The following is an 18474-nucleotide window of genomic DNA, read 5'->3' on the forward strand; positions in this document are numbered from 1 at the left end:
GCGGCGATGTCCGCCTTTGTACCGATTCCGAAGTTTTCTCGCGAAATAACACCATGCCGATCTATGCCTACCGTTGCGACGCCTGCGGCCACGGGCGCGATGTGCTGCAGAAAATGAGCGATGCCCCGCTGACGGACTGCCCGTCGTGCGGCGTCGCCGGCTCGTTCAAGAAACAGCTGACTGCTGCTGGTTTCCAGCTCAAGGGCTCGGGCTGGTATGTGACCGACTTCCGCGGCGGCAGCGCCAGCGCGCCGGCAGCCACCGGCGCCGCGGGTGGCACCTCCGCAGCGGCGGCCAGCGCCCCGGCGGCGGCTGAATCGTCGGCCAGTCCTGCCTCGTCCGCTTCGGCCACGCCCGCGGCAGCCGGCGGCTGCGGCAGCGCCTGCGCCTGCCATTGAGCCGGACCCGTCCCGTGGTTGCCAAGAAGACTTCCGCCCTGAAAACCTGGTTCCTGACCGGGCTGCTGGTGCTGGTGCCGCTGGGCATCACGCTGTGGGTGCTCAGCCTGATCATCGGCACGATGGACCAGAGCCTGGCGCTGCTGCCCGAGGCCTGGCGCCCGGACCGGCTGATGTTCGGCAAGCGCGTGACCGGCCTGGGCGCCATCCTCACGCTGCTGGTCATCCTGCTGGTCGGCCTGCTGGCGCATAACTTCATCGGCCAGCGCCTGGTGCGCTGGTGGGAAGCGCTGCTGGGCCATATCCCGGTGGTGGGCCCGATCTACACCAGCGTCAAGCAGGTCTCGGACACGCTGCTGTCGTCCTCGGGCAATGCCTTCCGCAAGGCGCTGCTGGTGCAGTACCCGCGCGAGGGCTCGTGGACCATTGCCTTCCTGACCGGGCGCCCCGGCGGCGACGTGCAGAACCACCTGCAGGGCGAATACGTCAGCGTCTATGTGCCGACCACGCCGAATCCGACCTCGGGCTTCTTCCTGATGATGCCCAAGGCCGACACCATCGAACTCGACATGACCGTCGACGCCGCGCTCAAGTACATCGTCTCGATGGGCGTGGTGGCACCGGCGGAATTGCCGCGCAAGAACGGCAGCGTGCCCCGGCCGGCAGCCCCGGCCAGTCCGGCCAATCCGGCCGGCAGGGCCAGCAACGAGGAAACGGTCGAGACGACCGATCCTTAAGCATCCAATCTGATCACGGGCCGCCCGATGCGTTTCGGGCGGCCGCGTTTTACCGGGAATCTCTTTATGTCCTCCATGCGTACTCACTACTGCGGTCTGGTGACCGAACAATTCTCGGGCCAGGAAGTGGCCCTGACCGGCTGGGTCCAGCGCCGCCGCGACCATGGCGGCGTGATCTTCATCGACCTGCGCGACCGCGAAGGCCTGGTGCAGGTGGTGTGCGATCCGGACCGCCCCGAGATGTTCAAGGCCGCCGAAGAGATCCGCAATGAGTTCTGCATCCGCGTCACCGGCAAGGTCCGTCCGCGCCCGGCCGGCACCGAGAACGCCAACCTGACCTCGGGCAAGATCGAGGTGCTGTGCCATGAGCTGACCGTGCTGAACCCGTCGGTCACGCCCCCGTTCCAGCTCGACGACGACAACCTGTCGGAAACCACGCGCCTGACGCACCGCGTGCTGGACCTGCGCCGCCCGCAGATGCAGTACAACCTGCGCCTGCGCTACAAGGTGGCGATGGAAGTGCGCAAGTTCCTGGACGCGCAGGGCTTTATCGACATCGAGACCCCGATGCTGGGCAAGAGCACGCCCGAAGGCGCGCGCGACTACCTGGTGCCGTCGCGGGTGAATCCGGGCCACTTCTTCGCGCTGCCGCAGTCGCCGCAGATCTTCAAGCAGATGTTGATGGTGTCGGGCTTCGACCGCTACTACCAGATCACCAAGTGCTTCCGCGATGAAGACCTGCGCGCCGACCGCCAGCCGGAATTCACGCAGATCGACTGCGAGACCTCGTTCCTGACCGAGCAGGAGATCCGCGACCTGTTCGAGGACATGATGCGCACGGTGTTCAAGAACGCCATCGACGTCGACCTGGACGCCAGGTTCCCGGTGATGGAGTTCCGCGAGGCCATGGCCCGCTTCGGCTCGGACAAGCCTGACCTGCGCGTCAAACTGGAATTCACCGAGCTGACCGAGGTGATGAAGGACGTCGACTTCAAGGTGTTCTCGGGTCCCGCCAACAGCGACAACGGCCGCGTGGTCGGCCTGCGCGTGCCGGGCGGCGCTGCGATCTCGCGCGGCGAGATCGACGCCTACACCCAGTTCGTCGGCATCTACGGCGCCAAGGGCCTGGCCTGGATCAAGGTCAACGAAGTGGCCAAGGGCCGCGACGGCCTGCAATCGCCGGTCGTCAAGAACCTGCACGACGCCGCCATTGCCGAAATCCTCAAGCGCACCGGTGCCCAGGACGGCGACATCATCTTCTTCGGCGCCGACAAGGCCAAGGTGGTCAACGACTCGATCGGCGCGCTGCGCCTGAAGGTCGGCCACTCTGACTTCGGCAAGGCCAACGGCCTGTTCGAAGACACCTGGAAGCCGCTGTGGGTGGTCGACTTCCCGATGTTCGAGTACGACGAGGAAGACGCGCGCTGGGTGGCCATGCACCACCCGTTCACCAGCCCCAAGGACGAGCACCTGGAATACCTCGAGACCGACCCGGGCAAGTGCCTGGCCAAGGCCTACGACATGGTGCTGAACGGCTGGGAAATGGGCGGCGGCTCGGTGCGGATCTTCCGTTCGGACATCCAGAGCAAGGTGTTCCGCGCGCTCAACATCAACGACGAGGAAGCCCGTGCCAAGTTCGGCTACCTGCTGGACGCGCTGCAGTACGGCGCGCCCCCGCACGGCGGCCTGGCCTTCGGCCTGGACCGCATCGTCACCATGATGGCCGGCGCCGACTCGATCCGCGACGTGATCGCCTTCCCCAAGACCCAGCGGGCCCAGGACCTGCTGACCCAGGCCCCGAGCTCGGTCGACGAGAAGCAACTGCGCGAGCTGCATATCCGCCTGCGCGTCGCCGAGCCCAAGCCGACGGCCTGAGTTGCCTGAAGCTCGCAAGGAAGCCGCGCAATTGCGCGGCTTTTTTGCTTTATGCGCAACGTCGGGTCGACTGTGCTGTGAGGCGCGCGGCGCATTGGTTTCGATTTGTTACCGGTAGGAACGAAGGGCGCCGCCGCGGGGTCTGCTCTTTTTGACACGTAATTTGCCGAGGGGCCTCGCAATGAAGGCTTCCGGCACTCGGGAGGAAATTCGTGACCCTGGATATCGACCTGATCCGCCAGTTCCTGCTGGCCCATGACCAAACCATCCTGACCTGGCTGGTGGCCGGGTTGCTGATGATGCTGCTGGCGCGCTTCGAGCTGCGCCGCGCCGTGCGCCGCTCGGCGCAGGCCATGTCTGAATCGGTGGCCACCACCGTGGCGGCCTGCGTGCCCGACATCGCCCATGCGGTGCAGTCGGCCGCGCCCGCCGCGGCGGCCGAGCCGGTGGAAATGCAGCGCGCCGAAGCGTTGCGCCGGCTGGCGCTGGATACCGTCGGCGTGGTCATGACGCGCGGGCGCTGGCTGGACGAGCTCGGCAACCTGCGCCTGGCCGACGACGCCTTGCTGGCCGGCCAGCGCGCCGACGGCGCCGACCCGCTGCTGGTGGTGGCGCCGCAGCCGGTGGTGCAGGCCTACCTGGATGCGCAGCGCGTGTTCGAGGACGAGGCCGCGCAGGTGCAGGCGCTGCGCCGCGATGCCCAGCGCGTGCAGGAGGCGCTGCAGGCCCTGGACGCCGAGGTTGCCCATATCGAGCAGGAAACTGGCAGCATCGTGCTGCGTTTCGAGCAGGTCAACGCGCAGGCGGCGCAGGGCATGGATGGCGGCGACTACCAGCGCTTCCTGATCCAGAAGTACAACGCGCTGGGACAGCGCGAGAAGGAAATCGCGCTGGAGCGCACGCGGCTGCAGGGCGAGGTCCGGCACCGCGCCGACGCCCTGGCCACGCACGCGCATGGCGCGTCCAAGCGCTACCGCCAGGCGCTGGCGCCGCTGATGGACAAGCTGCGTGCCGCCTGGGGCCACGGCGATTCGCCCCAGGTGTTCGACACCTGGCAGCGCACCGCGGGCGACGAGCCGTACCTGGCACCCCATACCTCGTATGGCGCGCGCAGCGCCGCCTGAAGGCCGCCGACAGTCGCCTCGGGCGGGCGCCGCCACGCTTTCGCGTGGCAACGTGGCGCGGCTGCGCTATCCTTGGGTTTGTCCTTTCGCCCAGACCCATGTCCTACAAGATCCCGGAATCCGTGCTGGTGGTGATTTACACGCCAGATCTTCAAGTCTTGCTGCTGGAACGCGCCGATCGCCCGGGGTTCTGGCAGTCCGTGACCGGCAGCCTCGACACCCTGGACGAACCCCTGGCCCTGACCGCCGCGCGTGAAGTGGCCGAGGAAACCGGCCTCATCACCGGCGAGCACCAGTTGACCGACTGGGGCCATACCATCCAGTACGAGATCTACCCGCAGTGGCGCCACCGCTACGCCGAAGGCGTCACGCGCAATACTGAGCATTGGTTCGGGCTGCGCGTGCAGGAGGCGCTGCCGGTGACGCTGGCGCCACGCGAACACCTGCAATACCAGTGGCTGCCATGGGAGCAGGCGGCGCAGCAGTGCTTTTCCAGCAGCAATGCCGAGGCCATCCGCCAGTTGGCCTGGCGCGCGGCCGGGGCTGGCGCTGGCGAGCGGCAGGCGGCGTATGGAGCGCAGCCATGAAGCTGCGCGTGGTCACCTACAACATCCACAAGGGAGTGACCGGCATCTCGCGGCGCCCGCGCATCCAGAACGTGCGCGCCGGCCTGCATGCGATGGATGCGGACATCGTCTTCCTGCAGGAAGTGCAGGACCGCAACGACCGCCTGGTGGCCGCGGCGCTGTTCGATCCGGAGCATACGCAGCTCAACTACCTGGCCACTGACGCCTATCCGCACTCGGTCTACGGACGCAACGCGGTCTATGACTACGGCCATCACGGCAACGCGATCCTGTCGCGCCACCCGATCCTGATGTCCGAGAACCTGGATATTTCCGACCACCGCTTCGAGCAGCGCGGGCTGCTGCATGCGGTGGCGGATGTGCACGGGGTGGAAACCCACCTGATCTGCGTGCATTTCGGTCTGTTTGCGCGCAGCCGCGCGCGCCAGGCCGAGGCTCTGGTGGAGCGCGTGCGCAATGTAGTGCCGGCCGGCATGCCGCTGGTGATCGCCGGGGACTTCAACGACTGGAACCACCGGCTCGATGCGCAGATCTGCAATACGCTGGGCGCGGTCGAGGCCTCGCACGCGCGTGGCGCGCGTCTGCATACCTTCCCCAGCCATATGCCGTGGTGGCAGCTCGACCGCATCTATGTGCGCGGCTATGAGATCGAGCGCGCGCATGCGCTGACCGGCCGCGACTGGGCGCAGCGCTCGGATCACGTGCCGCTGGTGGCGGAACTGGGGCATCCGCAGGGCGAGTTGGCCATGCCCGCGGAGCCCGCCGGCAAGGCCGCCTGAATTCAGCGCGCGCGCTCCGGATAGTCGCGGATGAAGGCGAACACCGCCTGCGGGTCGTTCAGGTCCAGCACCGGCAGCGCGGTCATGGCGGCCACCGCGGCAGGGTCGTCGCTGGCCACCGCCACCACGCCCGGCACCTCGTCCCACAGCGGCGTGCGCCCCAGCGCCGGGCGATATACTTCCAGCTTGGGAAAATCACTGCGCTTGTAGCCCTCAACCAGCACCAGTTCGGTGTCGGCCGGCAGTACGGCGAGCGCATCGTCCAGTTCTGGCGAGGGCACCGCCTCCGGATAGTGGCGCATCAGCGTCAGGTGGCGCGCGCCGACCAGCACGACATTGGCGCAGCCGGCCTCGCGCATGCGCCAGGAGTCCTTGCCGGGCGTGTCGGGGTCAAAGCCGTGGTGGGTGTGCTTGACGCCGGCCACGCGCAGGCCGGCGGCGACGAAACAGGGGATGAGCTGGTCCAGCAGCGTGGTCTTGCCGCTGCCGGACGATCCGGTAATGCCGAATACCTTCACAATGGGTTCCGTGGGGGGGCGTCAGTCGTCGATGGCCCGTCGCTGGCTGCGCAGGCAAGCATCAGTATCGACGATAGCAGAGATGCGCCTGCCAATGTGCGCGCGGCGCCTTGCGCCCGGCAATCTGTCCGATAATCACGGCATGTCACGGATATCCCACTCCGCTCATGCCGACGCCCGCGCGCACGACCCGGCCGCGGCCGGCGACCACGCGCCGCGCCGCCACATGCTGCGCTGGACCTGGCGCCGCGGCAAGCCCACCACCGGCAATGCGGTGCGGCTGCTGCACGGCGGCCAGGACTTCTTCCCCGCGCTGATCGCCGCCATCGACCAGGCCGCGTTCCAGGTGATGCTGGAAACCTACATCTATGCCGATGACGAGGTCGGCCGCGCGGTCAGCGACTCGCTGATCCGCGCCGCCGCGCGCGGCGTGACCGTGCGCGTGACGGTGGACGGATTCGGCGCCGGCGACATGCCCGCCGAGCTGGCCGCGCGGCTGCGCGCCGGCGGCGTGCAACTGCGCGTGTTCCGCATGCTGCGCGGCTTCCGGCTGGCGCGGCGCCACCTGCGCAGGCTGCACCGCAAGCTGGCGGTGATCGACCGGCGCGTCGCCTTCGTCGGCGGCATCAATATCATCGACGACCACAACCACGGCCCGTTCGAGGGCGCCAACCTGGGGCCGCGCTATGACTTCGCGGTGCAGGTCAGCGGCCCGCTGGTGGACGGCATTGCGCTGTCCGCCGAGCGGCTCTGGTGGCGCTTGTCGCTGCGCGATATGCACGGCGCCGAACGCGCCGCCGCGGTGGCCGACTACCCGCTGGTCACCGACCTGCCGCCGCGCCCGGAAGCCGCGGGCGGCGTACGCGCCGCGCTGCTGCTGCGCGACAACCTGCGCAACCGCCGCACCATCGAGCGCGAATACCTGCGCGCGCTGGGCGCCGCGCGCCACGACGTGATCCTGGCCAACGCCTACTTCCTGCCTGGCCATAAGATGCGGCGCGCGCTGCTGGCCTGCCGCGCGCGCGGCGTGCGCGTGCGGCTGCTGCTGCAGGGCCGGGTCGAATACCGGCTGCAGCACTACGCCACCCATGCGCTGTACGCCTCGCTGCTGGAGGCCGGCGTCGAGATCTACGAGTATGCCGAGAGCTTCCTGCATGCCAAGGTGGGCGTGGTGGACGAGGCCTGGGCCACGGTCGGGTCGAGCAATATGGACCCGTTCAGCCTGCTGCTTGCACGCGAAGCCAATGTCGCCGTTTATGATGCGGCCTTCGCCGCTGAACTGCGTACCGCACTGGAATACGCCATTGCGCACCGCAGCGTGCGCGTGATGCCGGAGGTGCATGCGCGCCGCTCGCCGCTGCACCGGCTCGCCAACTGGACGGCCTATATGGTGCTGCGCCTGGGTGTCGTCATTGCTGGTGTCACAGGGCGCTACTGAACGGCAGCTGCGAGCGCGGTGTGCGTTTGCTGCCATGCGGTAGGGCGCTGGCTGCAACCGGTTGCAGCGCCAGCCATGGCCGACATGAAGGACATGCTGCATTGCAGTCCGTTTAGAAACAGCGGTCTAATTAAAAGCTTGATGGTCGGCTGCTGCGCCAGAATAATCTGAACGACCGTTCTTTTTTGGCTTAGACTGCGTGCATTCGCGGTATGCACCGGCAAATCCGCCGGTTCGGCCGCAAGCAGAAATGCAACGTCAGGGTCATACGCGATGCCGCAGCAGGGCATCGCAGAACGGAGAAAAAACATGCGACACCAGTCAGCCCGTCTCGAATCCGCCGCCGCCTCCCCCGCGCCAATGCGCAAGGGTGAAATGACGCGCGTGGCGATTCTGGATGCCGCACTGGAATTGTCGTCCCGCGACGGGCTCGAAGGTCTGACCATCGGGCTGCTCGCGGAACGCATGCAGATGAGCAAGAGCGGTGTCTTCGCGCATTTCGGTTCGCGCGAAGACCTGCAGGTGGAGGTGGTGCGGGAGTATCACCGCCGGTTCGAGCAGGAGGTGTTCTATCCCTCGCTGCAGGAGCCGCGCGGACTGCCCCGGCTGTGGTCGATGGTGCGGCGCTGGATGGAGAAGCGCATCCAGGAAGTGACGACTGGATGCATCTACATCAGCGGCGCCGTGGAGTACGACGACCGTGCCGGCAGCCTGGTGCGTGACGAACTGGTCAAGAGCGTCACCATCTGGCGGGCAGCGCTCACGCGCGCCATCAACCAGGCGCGGGAGGAAGGGCACCTGCGCGCGGACTGCGATCCGCGCCTGATGCTGTTCGAGATGTACAGCCTTGAACTAGGCTTGCATCATGACGCCCGTTTCCTGCGCCTGCCTGACAGTGCCGAGCTTGCCATGGTCGCGCTCAACAAACTGATTCAGTCTTACCGTACCTGAGGTCGCCCCAGTCGGACCGTATCGCGCAAGCGGGACGGGCGGCGTGGCGGCATCGCACAACTCCAAGGAGTCTCAGATGGGCCAGTACACCGCACCGTTGCGCGACATGCAGTTCGTGCTCCATGAACTGCTCGGCGCCGAAGCCGAACTCAAGGCGATGCCGCCGCACGCGGACATCGACGCGGACACCATCAACCAGGTCATCGAAGAAGCCGGCAAGTTCTGCTCGGACGTGGTATTCCCGCTCAACCAGGTGGGCGACCGCGAAGGCTGCACCTACGTCGGCGACGGCGTGGTCAAGGCCCCCACCGGCTTCAAGGAAGCCTACCAGCAGTACGTCGAAGCCGGCTGGCCGGCGCTCGCCTGCGATCCCGAATTCGGCGGCCAGGGCCTGCCGATCGTGATCAACAATGTGGTCTACGAGATGCTGAACTCGGCCGGCCAGGCCTGGACCATGTACCCGGGCCTGTCGCACGGCGCGTACGAGGCGCTGCACGCGCACGGCACGCCCGAACTGCAGCAGACCTACCTGCCCAAGCTGGTCTCGGGCGTGTGGACCGGCACCATGTGCCTGACCGAGCCGCACTGCGGCACCGACCTCGGCATCCTGCGTTCCAAGGCAGAGCCGCAGGCCGACGGTTCGTACCTGATCTCGGGCACCAAGATCTTCATCTCGGCCGGCGAGCACGACATGGCCGAGAACATCATCCACTTGGTGCTGGCACGCCTGCCGGACGCGCCGGGCGGCACCAAGGGCATCTCGCTGTTCGTGGTGCCCAAGTTCATCCCCGATGCCAATGGCAACCCGGGCGAGCGCAACGGCATCAAATGCGGCTCGATCGAGCACAAGATGGGCATCCACGGCAACGCCACCTGCGTGATGAACCTGGACGGCGCGCGCGGCTGGATGGTCGGCGAGCCCAACAAGGGCCTGAACGCCATGTTCGTGATGATGAACGCCGCCCGCCTGGGCGTGGGCGCGCAGGGCCTGGGCCTGACCGAAGTGGCGTACCAGAACTCGCTGGCCTACGCCAAGGACCGCCTGCAAATGCGCGCGCTGACCGGCCCGAAGGCGCCGGACAAGCCCGCCGACCCGATCATCGTGCACCCGGACGTGCGCCGCATGCTGCTGACGCAGAAGGCCTACGCCGAAGGCGGCCGCGCCTTCAGCTACTGGACCGCGCTGCAGATCGACCGCGAGCTGTCGCACCCTGACGAAGCCGTGCGCAAGCAGGCCGGCGACCTGGTCGCGCTGCTCACGCCGGTGATCAAGGCCTTCCTGACCGACAACGCTTTCACGTCCACCAACGAGGGCATGCAGGTGTTCGGCGGCCACGGCTATATCGCCGAGTGGGGCATGGAACAGTATGTGCGCGATGCGCGCATCAACATGATCTACGAAGGCACCAACACCATCCAGGCGCTGGACCTGCTGGGCCGCAAGATTCTGGGCGACATGGGCGCCAGGATGAAGGCCTTCGGCAAGATCGTGCAGGAGTTCGTTGAAGCCGAAGGCACCAACGAAGCCATGCAGGAGTTCATCAACCCGCTCGCCGACATTGGCGACAAGGTGCAGAAGCTCACCATGGAAATCGGCATGAAGGCGATGGGCAATGCCGACGAGGTGGGTGCCGCCGCGGTGCCGTACCTGCGCGTGGTGGGCCACCTGGTGTTCTCGTACTTCTGGGCCCGCATGGCCAAGATCGCGCTGGAGAAGGAAGGCAGCGGCGACAAGTTCTACACCGCCAAGCTGGCCACGGCACGCTTCTACTTTGCCAAGCTGCTGCCGGAAACCGCCGCCGAGATCCGCAAGGCGCGCGCCGGTTCGGCCACGCTGATGGCGCTGGACGCAGACCTGTTCTGAGTCGACTCTACCCGTCGTTCCCGGCCGGGAACGACGGCTTCGCATCTGTCTAACGCTCACTAATCCAGGAGCGAGCATGTCCAATTTCATCGTCAAGAAAGTCGCCGTGCTGGGTGCCGGCGTCATGGGGGCGCAGATCGCCGCCCACCTGATCAATGCACGCGTGCCCGTGGTGCTGTACGACCTGCCGGCCAAGGAAGGCCCCAAGAACGGCATCGCGCTGCGCGCCATCGAGAACCTGAAGAAGCTCTCGCCCGCGCCGCTGGGCATCAAGGAAGAGGCCGGCCTGATCCAGGCGGCCAACTATGAGGACGACATCGCGCTGCTCAAGGAATGCGACCTGGTGATCGAGGCGATCGCCGAGCGCATGGACTGGAAGCACGACCTGTACAAGAAGGTCGCGCCGCACCTGGCCTCGCACGCGATCTTCGCGACCAACACCTCGGGCCTGTCGATCACCGCGCTGTCCGACGGGTTTGATGCCGACCTGAAGTCACGCTTCTGCGGCGTGCACTTCTTCAACCCGCCGCGCTACATGCACCTGGTCGAGCTGATCCCGACCGCGACCACGCAGCCGCAGATCCTCGACCAGCTTGAAGCGTTCCTGACCACCACGCTCGGCAAGGGCGTGGTGCGCGCCAAGGACACGCCCAACTTCATCGCGAACCGCGTCGGCATCTTCTCGATCCTGGCGGTGTTTGCCGAAGCCGAGAAGTTCGGCATCCCGTTCGACGTGGTCGATGACCTGACCGGCTCCAAGCTGGGCCGCGCCAAGTCCGCCACCTTCCGCACCGCGGACGTGGTCGGCCTGGACACCATGGCGCACGTAATCAAGACCATGCAGGACACGCTGCACGACGACCCGTTCGCGCCTGTGTACAAGACCCCGGCCGTGCTCAAGGGCCTGGTCGACGCGGGCGCCCTGGGCCAGAAGACCGGCGCCGGCTTCTACAAGAAGGAAGGCAAGGCCATCAAGGTGCTCGACGCCAAGACCGGTCAGTATGTCGATGCCGGCAAGAAGGCCGACGAGATCGTGGTGCGCATGCTGAAGAAGGATGCGGCCGAGCGCATCAAGCTGCTGCGCGAGTCGACCAACCCGCAGGCGCAGTTCCTGTGGGCGGTGTTCCGCGACGTGTTCCACTACATCGCCGTGTACCTGGAGCAGATCGCCGGTTCCGCCGCCGATATCGACCTGGCGATCCGCTGGGGCTTCGGCTGGACCTCGGGTCCGTTCGAGGACTGGCAGTCGGCCGGCTGGAAGCAGGTGGCCGAGTGGGTCAAGGAAGACGTGGAAGCCTGCAAGGCGTTGTCGGCGGCGCCGCTGCCGGCATGGGTATTCGAGGGGCCGGTGGCAGAGAACCAGGGCGTGCACGCCGCCGCCGGTTCGTGGTCGCCGGCGACGCAGTCGTTCGTCGTGCGCAGCACGCTGCCGGTGTACCAGCGCCAGGCATTCCGTGCCGCGATCAAGGGCACTGCCGCGGCCGATCCGCGCAAGGCCGGCCGCACCGTCGAAGAGAACGACGCCGTGCGCATCTGGGTGAGCGAAGGCCAGGACGACGTGCTGGTCGTCTCGTTCAAGAGCAAGATGAACACCATCGGGCCGGACGTGATCGACGGCCTGACCCGCGCCATCGACCTGGCCGAAGCCGGTTACAAGGGCCTGGTGGTATGGCAGCCGACTTCGCTGCAACTGGGCGCGCCGGGTGGCCCGTTCTCCGCCGGCGCCAATCTGGAAGCGGCCATGCCCGCCTTCATGATGGGCGGCGCCAAGGGCATCGAGCCGTTCGTGAAGAAGTTCCAGGACGGCATGATGCGCGTGAAGTACGCCTCGGTGCCGGTGGTCTCCGCGGCGTCCGGCATTGCGCTGGGCGGCGGCTGCGAGCTGATGCTGCACTCGGCTTCGCGCGTGGCCGCACTGGAGACGTATATCGGCCTGGTCGAAGTGGGCGTGGGCCTGGTACCGGCCGGCGGCGGCCTGAAGGAAGCCGCGCTGGCAGCCGCGCGTGCTGCGCAGGCCGCGGGCAGTACCAACATCCTGCAGTTCCTGACCAGCCGCTTCCAGAGCGCGGCCATGGCCAAGGTCTCGGCTTCGGCGCTGGAAGCGCGCCAGATGGGCTACCTGCAGCCGTCCGACAAGATCGTCTTCAACGTGCATGAGCTGCTGTACGTGGCGCAGAACGAAGTGCGCGCGCTGGCCAACGCGGGCTACCGCGCGCCGCTGCCGACGCTGGTCCCGGTGGCCGGCCGCTCGGGCGTTGCCACCATCAAGGCATCGCTGGTCAATATGCGCGACGGCGGCTTTATCTCCGCACACGACTTCCTGATCGCCAGCCGCATTGCCGAAGCGGTGTGCGGCGGCGACGTCGAGGCCGGCTCGCTGGTGAGCGAGGACTGGCTCCTGGCGCTGGAGCGCAAGGCCTTTGTCGACCTGCTCGGCACCGGCAAGACGCAGGAGCGCATCATGGGCATGCTGCAGACCGGCAAGCCGGTGCGTAACTAACAGGGCAAGCGAGGAACCGACATCATGAAACAACTGCAAGACGCATATATCGTTGCGGCCACCCGCTCGCCGATCGGCAAGGCCCCGAAGGGCGCGTTCAAGAACACGCGCCCGGACGACCTGCTGGCCACCATCCTGAAGGCTGCCGTGGCGCAGGTGCCGAACCTGGACCCGAAGCTGATCGAAGACGCCATCGTCGGCTGCGCGATTCCTGAGGCGCAGCAGGGCCTGAACGTGGCGCGCATCGGCGCGCTGCTGTCGGGCCTGCCCAATACCGTGGGCGGCATCACCGTCAACCGCTTCTGCGCCTCGGGCGTGAGCGCGGTGGCGATGGCGGCCGACCGCATCCGCGTGGGCGAGTCCGACGTCATGATCGCCGCCGGCGTGGAATCGATGAGCATGGTGCCGATGATGGGCAACTCGCCGTCGATGTCGCCGGAAATCTTCACCCGCGACGAGAACGTGGGCATCGCCTACGGCATGGGCTTGACCGCCGAGAAGGTGGCGCAGCAATGGCAGGTCAGCCGCGAGGACCAGGATGCGTTCTCGCTGGCCTCGCATCAGAAGGCCATCGCCGCGCAGCAGGCCGGCGAGTTCAAGGACGAGATCACGCCGATCGAGATCGTCGAGCGCTTCCCCGACCTCGCCAGCGGCCAGGTCAACGTGAAGACGCGCACGATCTCGCTGGACGAAGGCCCGCGCCCGGAGACCTCGCTGGAAGGCCTGGGCAAGCTGCGCCCGGTGTTTGCCAACAAGGGCAGCGTCACCGCCGGCAACAGCTCGCAGACCTCTGACGGCGCCGGCGCGCTGATCCTGGTCTCGGAAAAGATCCTCAAGCAGTTCAACCTGGTGCCGCTGGCGCGCTTCGTCTCGTTCGCGGTGCGCGGCGTGCCGCCCGAGATCATGGGCATCGGCCCCAAGGAAGCGATTCCGGCGGCGCTGAAGGCCGCGGGCCTGACCCAGGACCAGCTCGACTGGATCGAACTGAACGAGGCCTTTGCCGCGCAGTCGCTGGCGGTGATGCGCGATCTGCAACTGGACCCGGCCAAGGTCAACTGCATGGGCGGCGCGATTGCGCTGGGCCACCCGCTGGGTGCCACCGGTGCGATCCGTTCGGCCACGGTGGTGCACGCGCTGCGCCGCCACAACCTGAAGTACGGCATGGTGACCATGTGCGTCGGCACGGGCATGGGCGCCGCAGGTATTTTCGAGCGCGTCTGAACGCGCCTGCGGGACGGTCCCTCGGGACTGTCCCGCCCTTCTGTCAGGTGAAGAAAGCAGTACCGGGGCTGCCGCCCGCCATGCGGGTCACCAGGTAGGGAGGAGACAATAATATGCAGGAGACAGCCATCCTGGCCGATGCCGCGTGCGATCTGCCGCGCGACGTCATGGCCCAGCTGAAGATCCATACCATTCCGTTCCGCATCCGCGCGGGCGAGCATTTCGTCGCCGATACGCGCGATGAAGACGCGCTACCCACGCTCTACCATCAATACCTGGTTGGCCGCCAGGACCACTACGCCGAATCGATCCCGCTGCTCGAGCGCGAGCTGGAAGAACACCTGCTGCGCAATGTAGTGGCCCATTGCGACCGCGCCATCCTGTTCACCATCGCCAGTTCGCGCAGTAAGCTGTATGCGCATGCCACCGGCGCGGTGATCGGTACCGTGGCGCGCAGCGTGCGCCTGCGCAAGGAAGCCGGGCGCACCGGCCTGTTCGACCTGACCGTAGTCGACACCGGCGCGATCGGGCCGGGCCAGGCGCTGATCGTGCGCGAAGCCGCGCGCATGGCCGCCGCCGGCGCCAGCCCGCAGGCGGTGCGGGAAGCGGTCGAGACGCGCCTGCGCGACGCCGCCCATATGTTCCTGGTGCCCGACGAGCTGCTCTACATGTACACGCGCGCGCGCCAGAAGGGCGAGGGCAGCATCACCTGGGGGCGCTATGTGATGGGCAGCGCCTTCAATATCCGCCCGGTGGTGCGCATGCACCGCGGGCACACTGACGCCATTGCCAGGGCGCGCGGCTCCGAGGAGGGTGCGCGCCGCGTGCTGCAGCATGCCGAGCAGTGCATCCGCGGCGGTGACCTGATGGTCCCGGCGATCTCCGTCTGCTATGCCGGCCCGCTCGACGCCGTGCGCGCGATGCCGGCCTTCCAGTCGCTGGAGCGCACCGCGCGCGGCCAGGGCGTGGAGCTGATGCTGGCGCCGATGAGCCTGACGGTGGCGCTGAATGTCGGCGCGCGCGCGTTCGGGCTGAGCTATCTTTCCGAATCGCCGCCGCCTTTTGAATAACCCTCCAAGCAATGCATCCACAGACGAGGACACCATGAGCATCCGCACCGGCATCGAGCAGGGCATCCTGACCATCGAGTTCGACCGCATCGACAAGAAGAACGCCATCACCGCGGCGATGTACCAGGCCATGGCCGACGCGCTGCGCGCGGCCGAGACCGACCGCAACGTGCGCGCCATCCTGCTGCGCGGCAAGCCCGAGATCTTTACCGCCGGCAACGACCTGGAAGACTTCATGCAGCGCCCGCCTAGCGCGGGCGATGGCGCCGAGCAGGCGCCGGTGTTCCAGTTCCTCTACCAGATCAGCCACGCCACCAAGCCGATCGTGGCAGCCGTCAGCGGTGCCGCGGTCGGGGTGGGCACCACCATGCTGCTGCATTGCGACCTGGTCTATGCGTCCGATACGGCCAAGCTGTCGCTGCCGTTCGTGCAGCTGGGCCTGTGCCCCGAGGCGGCCTCGAGCCTGCTGCTGCCGCGGCTGGTCGGCTACCAGCGCGCGGCCGAGAAGCTGCTGCTGGGCGAGGCTTTCAGCGCGCAGGAGGCGCTGGAGATCGGGCTGGTGACGCGGGTGCTGTCGGTGGCCGAGCTGCACGACTTTGCGCTGCAGCAGGCGCGCAAGCTGGCGGCCCTGCCGGCGTCTTCACTGCGCGAGACCAAGCGGCTGATGAAGGCGGGCGATGTGGCGGCTGTGGAAAAGCAGATGGCCGAGGAGGGCGCGGTGTTCCGGAAGATGCTGGTGGCGCCGGAGGCGAAAGAGGCGTTTGCTGCCTTCTTCCAGAAGCGCAAGCCGGATTTTACGAAGTTTGAGTAAGCCGGCCGGAGCCCCGGAAAGGAATAAAAGAAGCCGCCTGCGTTACGCGCAGACGGCTTTTTGCATTCGGGGGCGAGGCGCTCAAGCCGACGGCAACACCCGCGGCTGCCGCGATTCATCTGTCGCCACATACGTCAGCGTGGCCTCCGTAACCTTGACGATCTCATTGCTGTGGCGCATCCGTTGCGCATAGACCTCGACCGACACCGTGATCGAGGTACGGCCGGTCTTGACGATGTCCGCATAAAAGCTGACCAGGTCGCCAACGAACACCGGATGCTTGAACAGGAAGGAGTTGACCGCGACGGTGGCCACGCGGCCCTGGGCGCGTTCCACCGCCGGGATCGAGCCGGCGATATCCACCTGCGCCATGATCCAGCCGCCGAAAACGTCGCCGTGCACATTGGCGTCGGCGGGCATGGGCACTACGCGCAGAGCGGGATTCTTGCCGGCGGGCAGGGCTGGGACGGTGTGGGGAGCGTTCATGACGGTGTGTGGTGGACTGCGGAAGGGGCGGGGCGCGGCGAAAGACCCTTCGCCTGCCACGTAATGCGAACTCTGCGACAATCGCGCATTGGCCCGAATTCTAACGTATGCGCCGCTATTCCACGACCGCTGAGCCGGCCCCCGCTCCTGCTTCAAACACGCTCTTCCCCGGTCAGCGCGCGCCCCGCAGCGACTGGCAGACGGTGCGCAACCTGCTGCCCTATGTCTGGCACTACAAGTGGCGCGTGATGCTGGCGCTGGCGTGCCTGGTGTCTGCCAAGGTGGCCAACCTGGGCGTGCCGGTGCTGATGAAGCAGCTGATCGATAGCATGAACCTGCAGCCGGGCGACCCGCGCGCGCTGCTGGCCGTGCCGGTCGGGCTGATCGTCGCCTACGGGCTGCTGCGGCTGTCGGCGACGCTGTTCACCGAGTTGCGGGAGATGCTCTTTTCCAAGGTCACGCAGAGCGCGGTGCGCGAGATCGCGCTGCAGGTGTTCCGGCACTTGCACGCGCTGTCGCTGCGCTTCCACCTGGACCGGCAGACCGGCGGCATGAGCCGCGACATCGAGCGCGGCACCCGCGGCATCCAGTCGCTGATCTCGTATTCGCTGTACAGCATCCTGCCCACGCTGGTGGAGATGGGGCTGGTGATCGGCTTCTTTATCCTGCACTACGACATCTGGTTCGCGGCCATCACCGGTTGCGCGCTGGTGGGCTATATCGTCTTCACCATTGTGGTGACGGAATGGCGCACGCATTTCCGCCGCCGCATGAACGAGCTGGATTCGCGCGCCAACCAGAAGGCGATCGATTCCCTGCTCAACTTCGAGACGGTCAAGTACTTCGGCAATGAAGAGTATGAGGCGCAGCGCTACGACGAGAACCTGCGCAAGTACCGCACCGCGGCGATCCGCTCGCAGAATTCGCTGTCGTTCCTGAACTTCGGCCAGCAGACCATCATCGCATTGGGGCTGATCCTGATCCTGTGGCGCGCCACCGTGGGCGTGGTCGACGGCAAGCTCACGCTGGGCGACCTGGTGCTGGTCAATACGCTGATGATCCAGCTCTATATCCCGCTGAACTTCCTCGGCGTGATCTACCGCGAGATCAAGCAGGCCACCACCGACATGGACCGCATGTTCGTGCTGCTGGGCACCAACCAGGAGGTGGCCGACGCGCCTGATGCGAAGCCGCTGCAGGTCAACGGCGCGCAGGTGCGCTTCAGCGGCGTGCGCTTCAGCTATGAGCCGGACCGGCTGATCCTGGACGGCGTGGATTTCACCATCGCGGCGGGCACCACCACCGCGGTGGTCGGGCACAGCGGCTCGGGCAAGTCGACGCTGGCGCGGCTGTTGTTCCGCTTCTACGACGTCAACGGCGGCGCCATCGAGATCGACGGCCAGGATATCCGCGCGATCACGCAGGACAGCCTGCGCCGCGCCATCGGTATCGTGCCGCAGGACACGGTGCTGTTCAACGACAGCATCTTCTACAACATCGCCTACGGCCGGCCCGACGCCAGCCGCGACGAGGTCATCGCCGCCGCGCGCGCCGCGCAGATCGACAGCTTCATCCGCGAGCTGCCGCAGGGCTACGACACCCCGGTGGGCGAGCGCGGCCTGAAGCTGTCCGGCGGCGAGAAGCAGCGCGTGGCGATCGCGCGCACGTTGCTGAAGAACCCGCCGGTGCTGGTCTTCGACGAAGCCACCTCGGCGCTGGATTCACGCACCGAGCAGGCGATCCAGGCCGAGCTGATGCGGCTGGCGCAGAACCGCACCACGCTGCTGATCGCGCACCGGCTGTCCACCGTCGTGCATGCCGACCAGATCCTGGTGATGGACCACGGCCGCATCGTCGAGCGCGGCACCCATGCCGAGCTGATGCGCGCGCGTGGCCGCTACGCCGAGATGTGGGACATCCAGGCGCGCGCCGCCGCCAAGGGCGGCGAAGCCGTGGGCGCGGATGCGCTGGCACTCGACGTTGGCGACGCCACGCAGGACGCCTGACGGGACTGCATTCTCCTGCATCCGCGTGCACCAAGGGGCGGCGGGCATTGTCGACAATCATTGCCGACGATGCCGATGCGGCAATCGCCTCGCACGATTTTGGTTCGGC

Annotated in this window: 17 protein-coding genes; 14 read left to right on the forward strand and 3 right to left on the reverse strand. The window is 67.0% G+C overall.

What is annotated here, in order from left to right:
- Positions 1–53 precede the first annotated feature (53 nt).
- The 6 genes from AC1Q7H_RS04595 to AC1Q7H_RS04620 all read left to right on the forward strand — a co-directional run bounded on the left by AC1Q7H_RS04595 (position 54) and on the right by AC1Q7H_RS04620 (position 5500).
- Positions 54–398 carry an FmdB family zinc ribbon protein gene (locus AC1Q7H_RS04595; RefSeq protein ID WP_041228286.1) on the forward strand — a complete coding sequence of 115 codons (345 nt, stop codon included), beginning with the start codon at positions 54–56 and terminating at the stop codon, positions 396–398.
- Between the two features lie 14 nt (positions 399–412).
- Complete coding sequence (locus AC1Q7H_RS04600) at positions 413–1135, forward strand: DUF502 domain-containing protein (protein WP_013955540.1); 723 nt, start codon at positions 413–415, stop codon at positions 1133–1135.
- A gap of 66 nt (positions 1136–1201) precedes the next feature.
- A complete protein-coding gene (gene aspS / locus AC1Q7H_RS04605) occupies positions 1202–3010 on the forward strand; it encodes an aspartate--tRNA ligase (protein ID WP_013955541.1) in 1809 nt (602 codons plus the stop codon).
- Positions 3011–3222: 212 nt separating this feature from the next.
- A complete protein-coding gene (locus AC1Q7H_RS04610; RefSeq protein WP_492380998.1) occupies positions 3223–4134 on the forward strand; it encodes a hypothetical protein in 912 nt (303 codons plus the stop codon).
- Between the two features lie 98 nt (positions 4135–4232).
- Positions 4233–4721 carry a dihydroneopterin triphosphate diphosphatase gene (nudB, locus tag AC1Q7H_RS04615; RefSeq protein WP_153953231.1) on the forward strand — a complete coding sequence of 163 codons (489 nt, stop codon included), beginning with the start codon at positions 4233–4235 and terminating at the stop codon, positions 4719–4721.
- Positions 4718–5500: an endonuclease/exonuclease/phosphatase family protein gene (locus tag AC1Q7H_RS04620; protein WP_013955544.1), complete on the forward strand. Its 783-nt coding sequence runs from the start codon at positions 4718–4720 to the stop codon at positions 5498–5500. Before nudB ends, AC1Q7H_RS04620 begins: the two co-directional genes overlap by 4 nt.
- Before the next feature lie 2 nt (positions 5501–5502).
- On the opposite strand, the gene mobB is transcribed toward AC1Q7H_RS04620, so the two are convergent.
- Positions 5503–6018 carry a molybdopterin-guanine dinucleotide biosynthesis protein B gene (gene mobB / locus AC1Q7H_RS04625; protein ID WP_013955545.1) on the reverse strand — a complete coding sequence of 172 codons (516 nt, stop codon included), beginning with the start codon at positions 6016–6018 and terminating at the stop codon, positions 5503–5505.
- Positions 6019–6112: 94 nt separating this feature from the next.
- Here mobB and clsB point away from each other — a divergent pair, with 94 nt between their 5' ends.
- Positions 6113–7456 (forward strand): cardiolipin synthase ClsB, encoded by a 1344-nt coding sequence (clsB, locus tag AC1Q7H_RS04630; RefSeq protein WP_211982105.1) that lies wholly within the window; start codon positions 6113–6115, stop codon positions 7454–7456.
- Here clsB and AC1Q7H_RS04635 read toward each other — a convergent pair.
- A complete protein-coding gene (locus AC1Q7H_RS04635; protein WP_211980705.1) occupies positions 7450–7767 on the reverse strand; it encodes a hypothetical protein in 318 nt (105 codons plus the stop codon). The two genes, clsB and AC1Q7H_RS04635, sit on opposite strands and share 7 nt — an antisense overlap.
- 49 nt (positions 7768–7816) lie before the next feature.
- On the opposite strand from AC1Q7H_RS04635, the gene AC1Q7H_RS04640 reads away from it, so the two are divergent.
- From AC1Q7H_RS04640 to AC1Q7H_RS04665, 6 genes are all read left to right on the forward strand, one after another.
- The gene (locus AC1Q7H_RS04640; protein ID WP_026201385.1) at positions 7817–8407 is read left to right on the forward strand and encodes a TetR/AcrR family transcriptional regulator; all 591 of its coding nucleotides are present in this window, start codon (positions 7817–7819) and stop codon (positions 8405–8407) included.
- A 76-nt stretch (positions 8408–8483) separates the two neighbouring features.
- Positions 8484–10271: an acyl-CoA dehydrogenase C-terminal domain-containing protein gene (locus AC1Q7H_RS04645; RefSeq protein ID WP_041227732.1), complete on the forward strand. Its 1788-nt coding sequence runs from the start codon at positions 8484–8486 to the stop codon at positions 10269–10271.
- A 76-nt stretch (positions 10272–10347) separates the two neighbouring features.
- Complete coding sequence (locus AC1Q7H_RS04650; protein WP_211980706.1) at positions 10348–12771, forward strand: 3-hydroxyacyl-CoA dehydrogenase/enoyl-CoA hydratase family protein; 2424 nt, start codon at positions 10348–10350, stop codon at positions 12769–12771.
- A 21-nt stretch (positions 12772–12792) separates the two neighbouring features.
- Positions 12793–13992, forward strand: a complete 1200-nt coding sequence (locus tag AC1Q7H_RS04655) for an acetyl-CoA C-acyltransferase (RefSeq protein ID WP_211982106.1) — start codon at positions 12793–12795, stop codon at positions 13990–13992.
- 113 nt (positions 13993–14105) lie between these two features.
- Positions 14106–15062, forward strand: coding sequence for a DegV family protein (locus AC1Q7H_RS04660; RefSeq protein WP_211980707.1), 957 nt, complete (start codon positions 14106–14108; stop codon positions 15060–15062).
- A 34-nt stretch (positions 15063–15096) separates the two neighbouring features.
- Complete coding sequence (locus AC1Q7H_RS04665; RefSeq protein WP_211980708.1) at positions 15097–15873, forward strand: enoyl-CoA hydratase; 777 nt, start codon at positions 15097–15099, stop codon at positions 15871–15873.
- A gap of 81 nt (positions 15874–15954) precedes the next feature.
- Here the strand turns inward: AC1Q7H_RS04665 and AC1Q7H_RS04670 are convergent, their stop codons facing one another.
- A complete protein-coding gene (locus tag AC1Q7H_RS04670; RefSeq protein WP_013955553.1) occupies positions 15955–16359 on the reverse strand; it encodes an acyl-CoA thioesterase in 405 nt (134 codons plus the stop codon).
- Positions 16360–16466: 107 nt separating this feature from the next.
- Between AC1Q7H_RS04670 and AC1Q7H_RS04675 the strand changes: the two genes are divergently transcribed.
- Positions 16467–18365 carry an ABCB family ABC transporter ATP-binding protein/permease gene (locus tag AC1Q7H_RS04675; RefSeq protein ID WP_013955554.1) on the forward strand — a complete coding sequence of 633 codons (1899 nt, stop codon included), beginning with the start codon at positions 16467–16469 and terminating at the stop codon, positions 18363–18365.
- Positions 18366–18474 lie beyond the last annotated feature (109 nt).

It is taken from the genome of Cupriavidus sp. GW823-FHT06D04, from assembly GCF_058795055.1.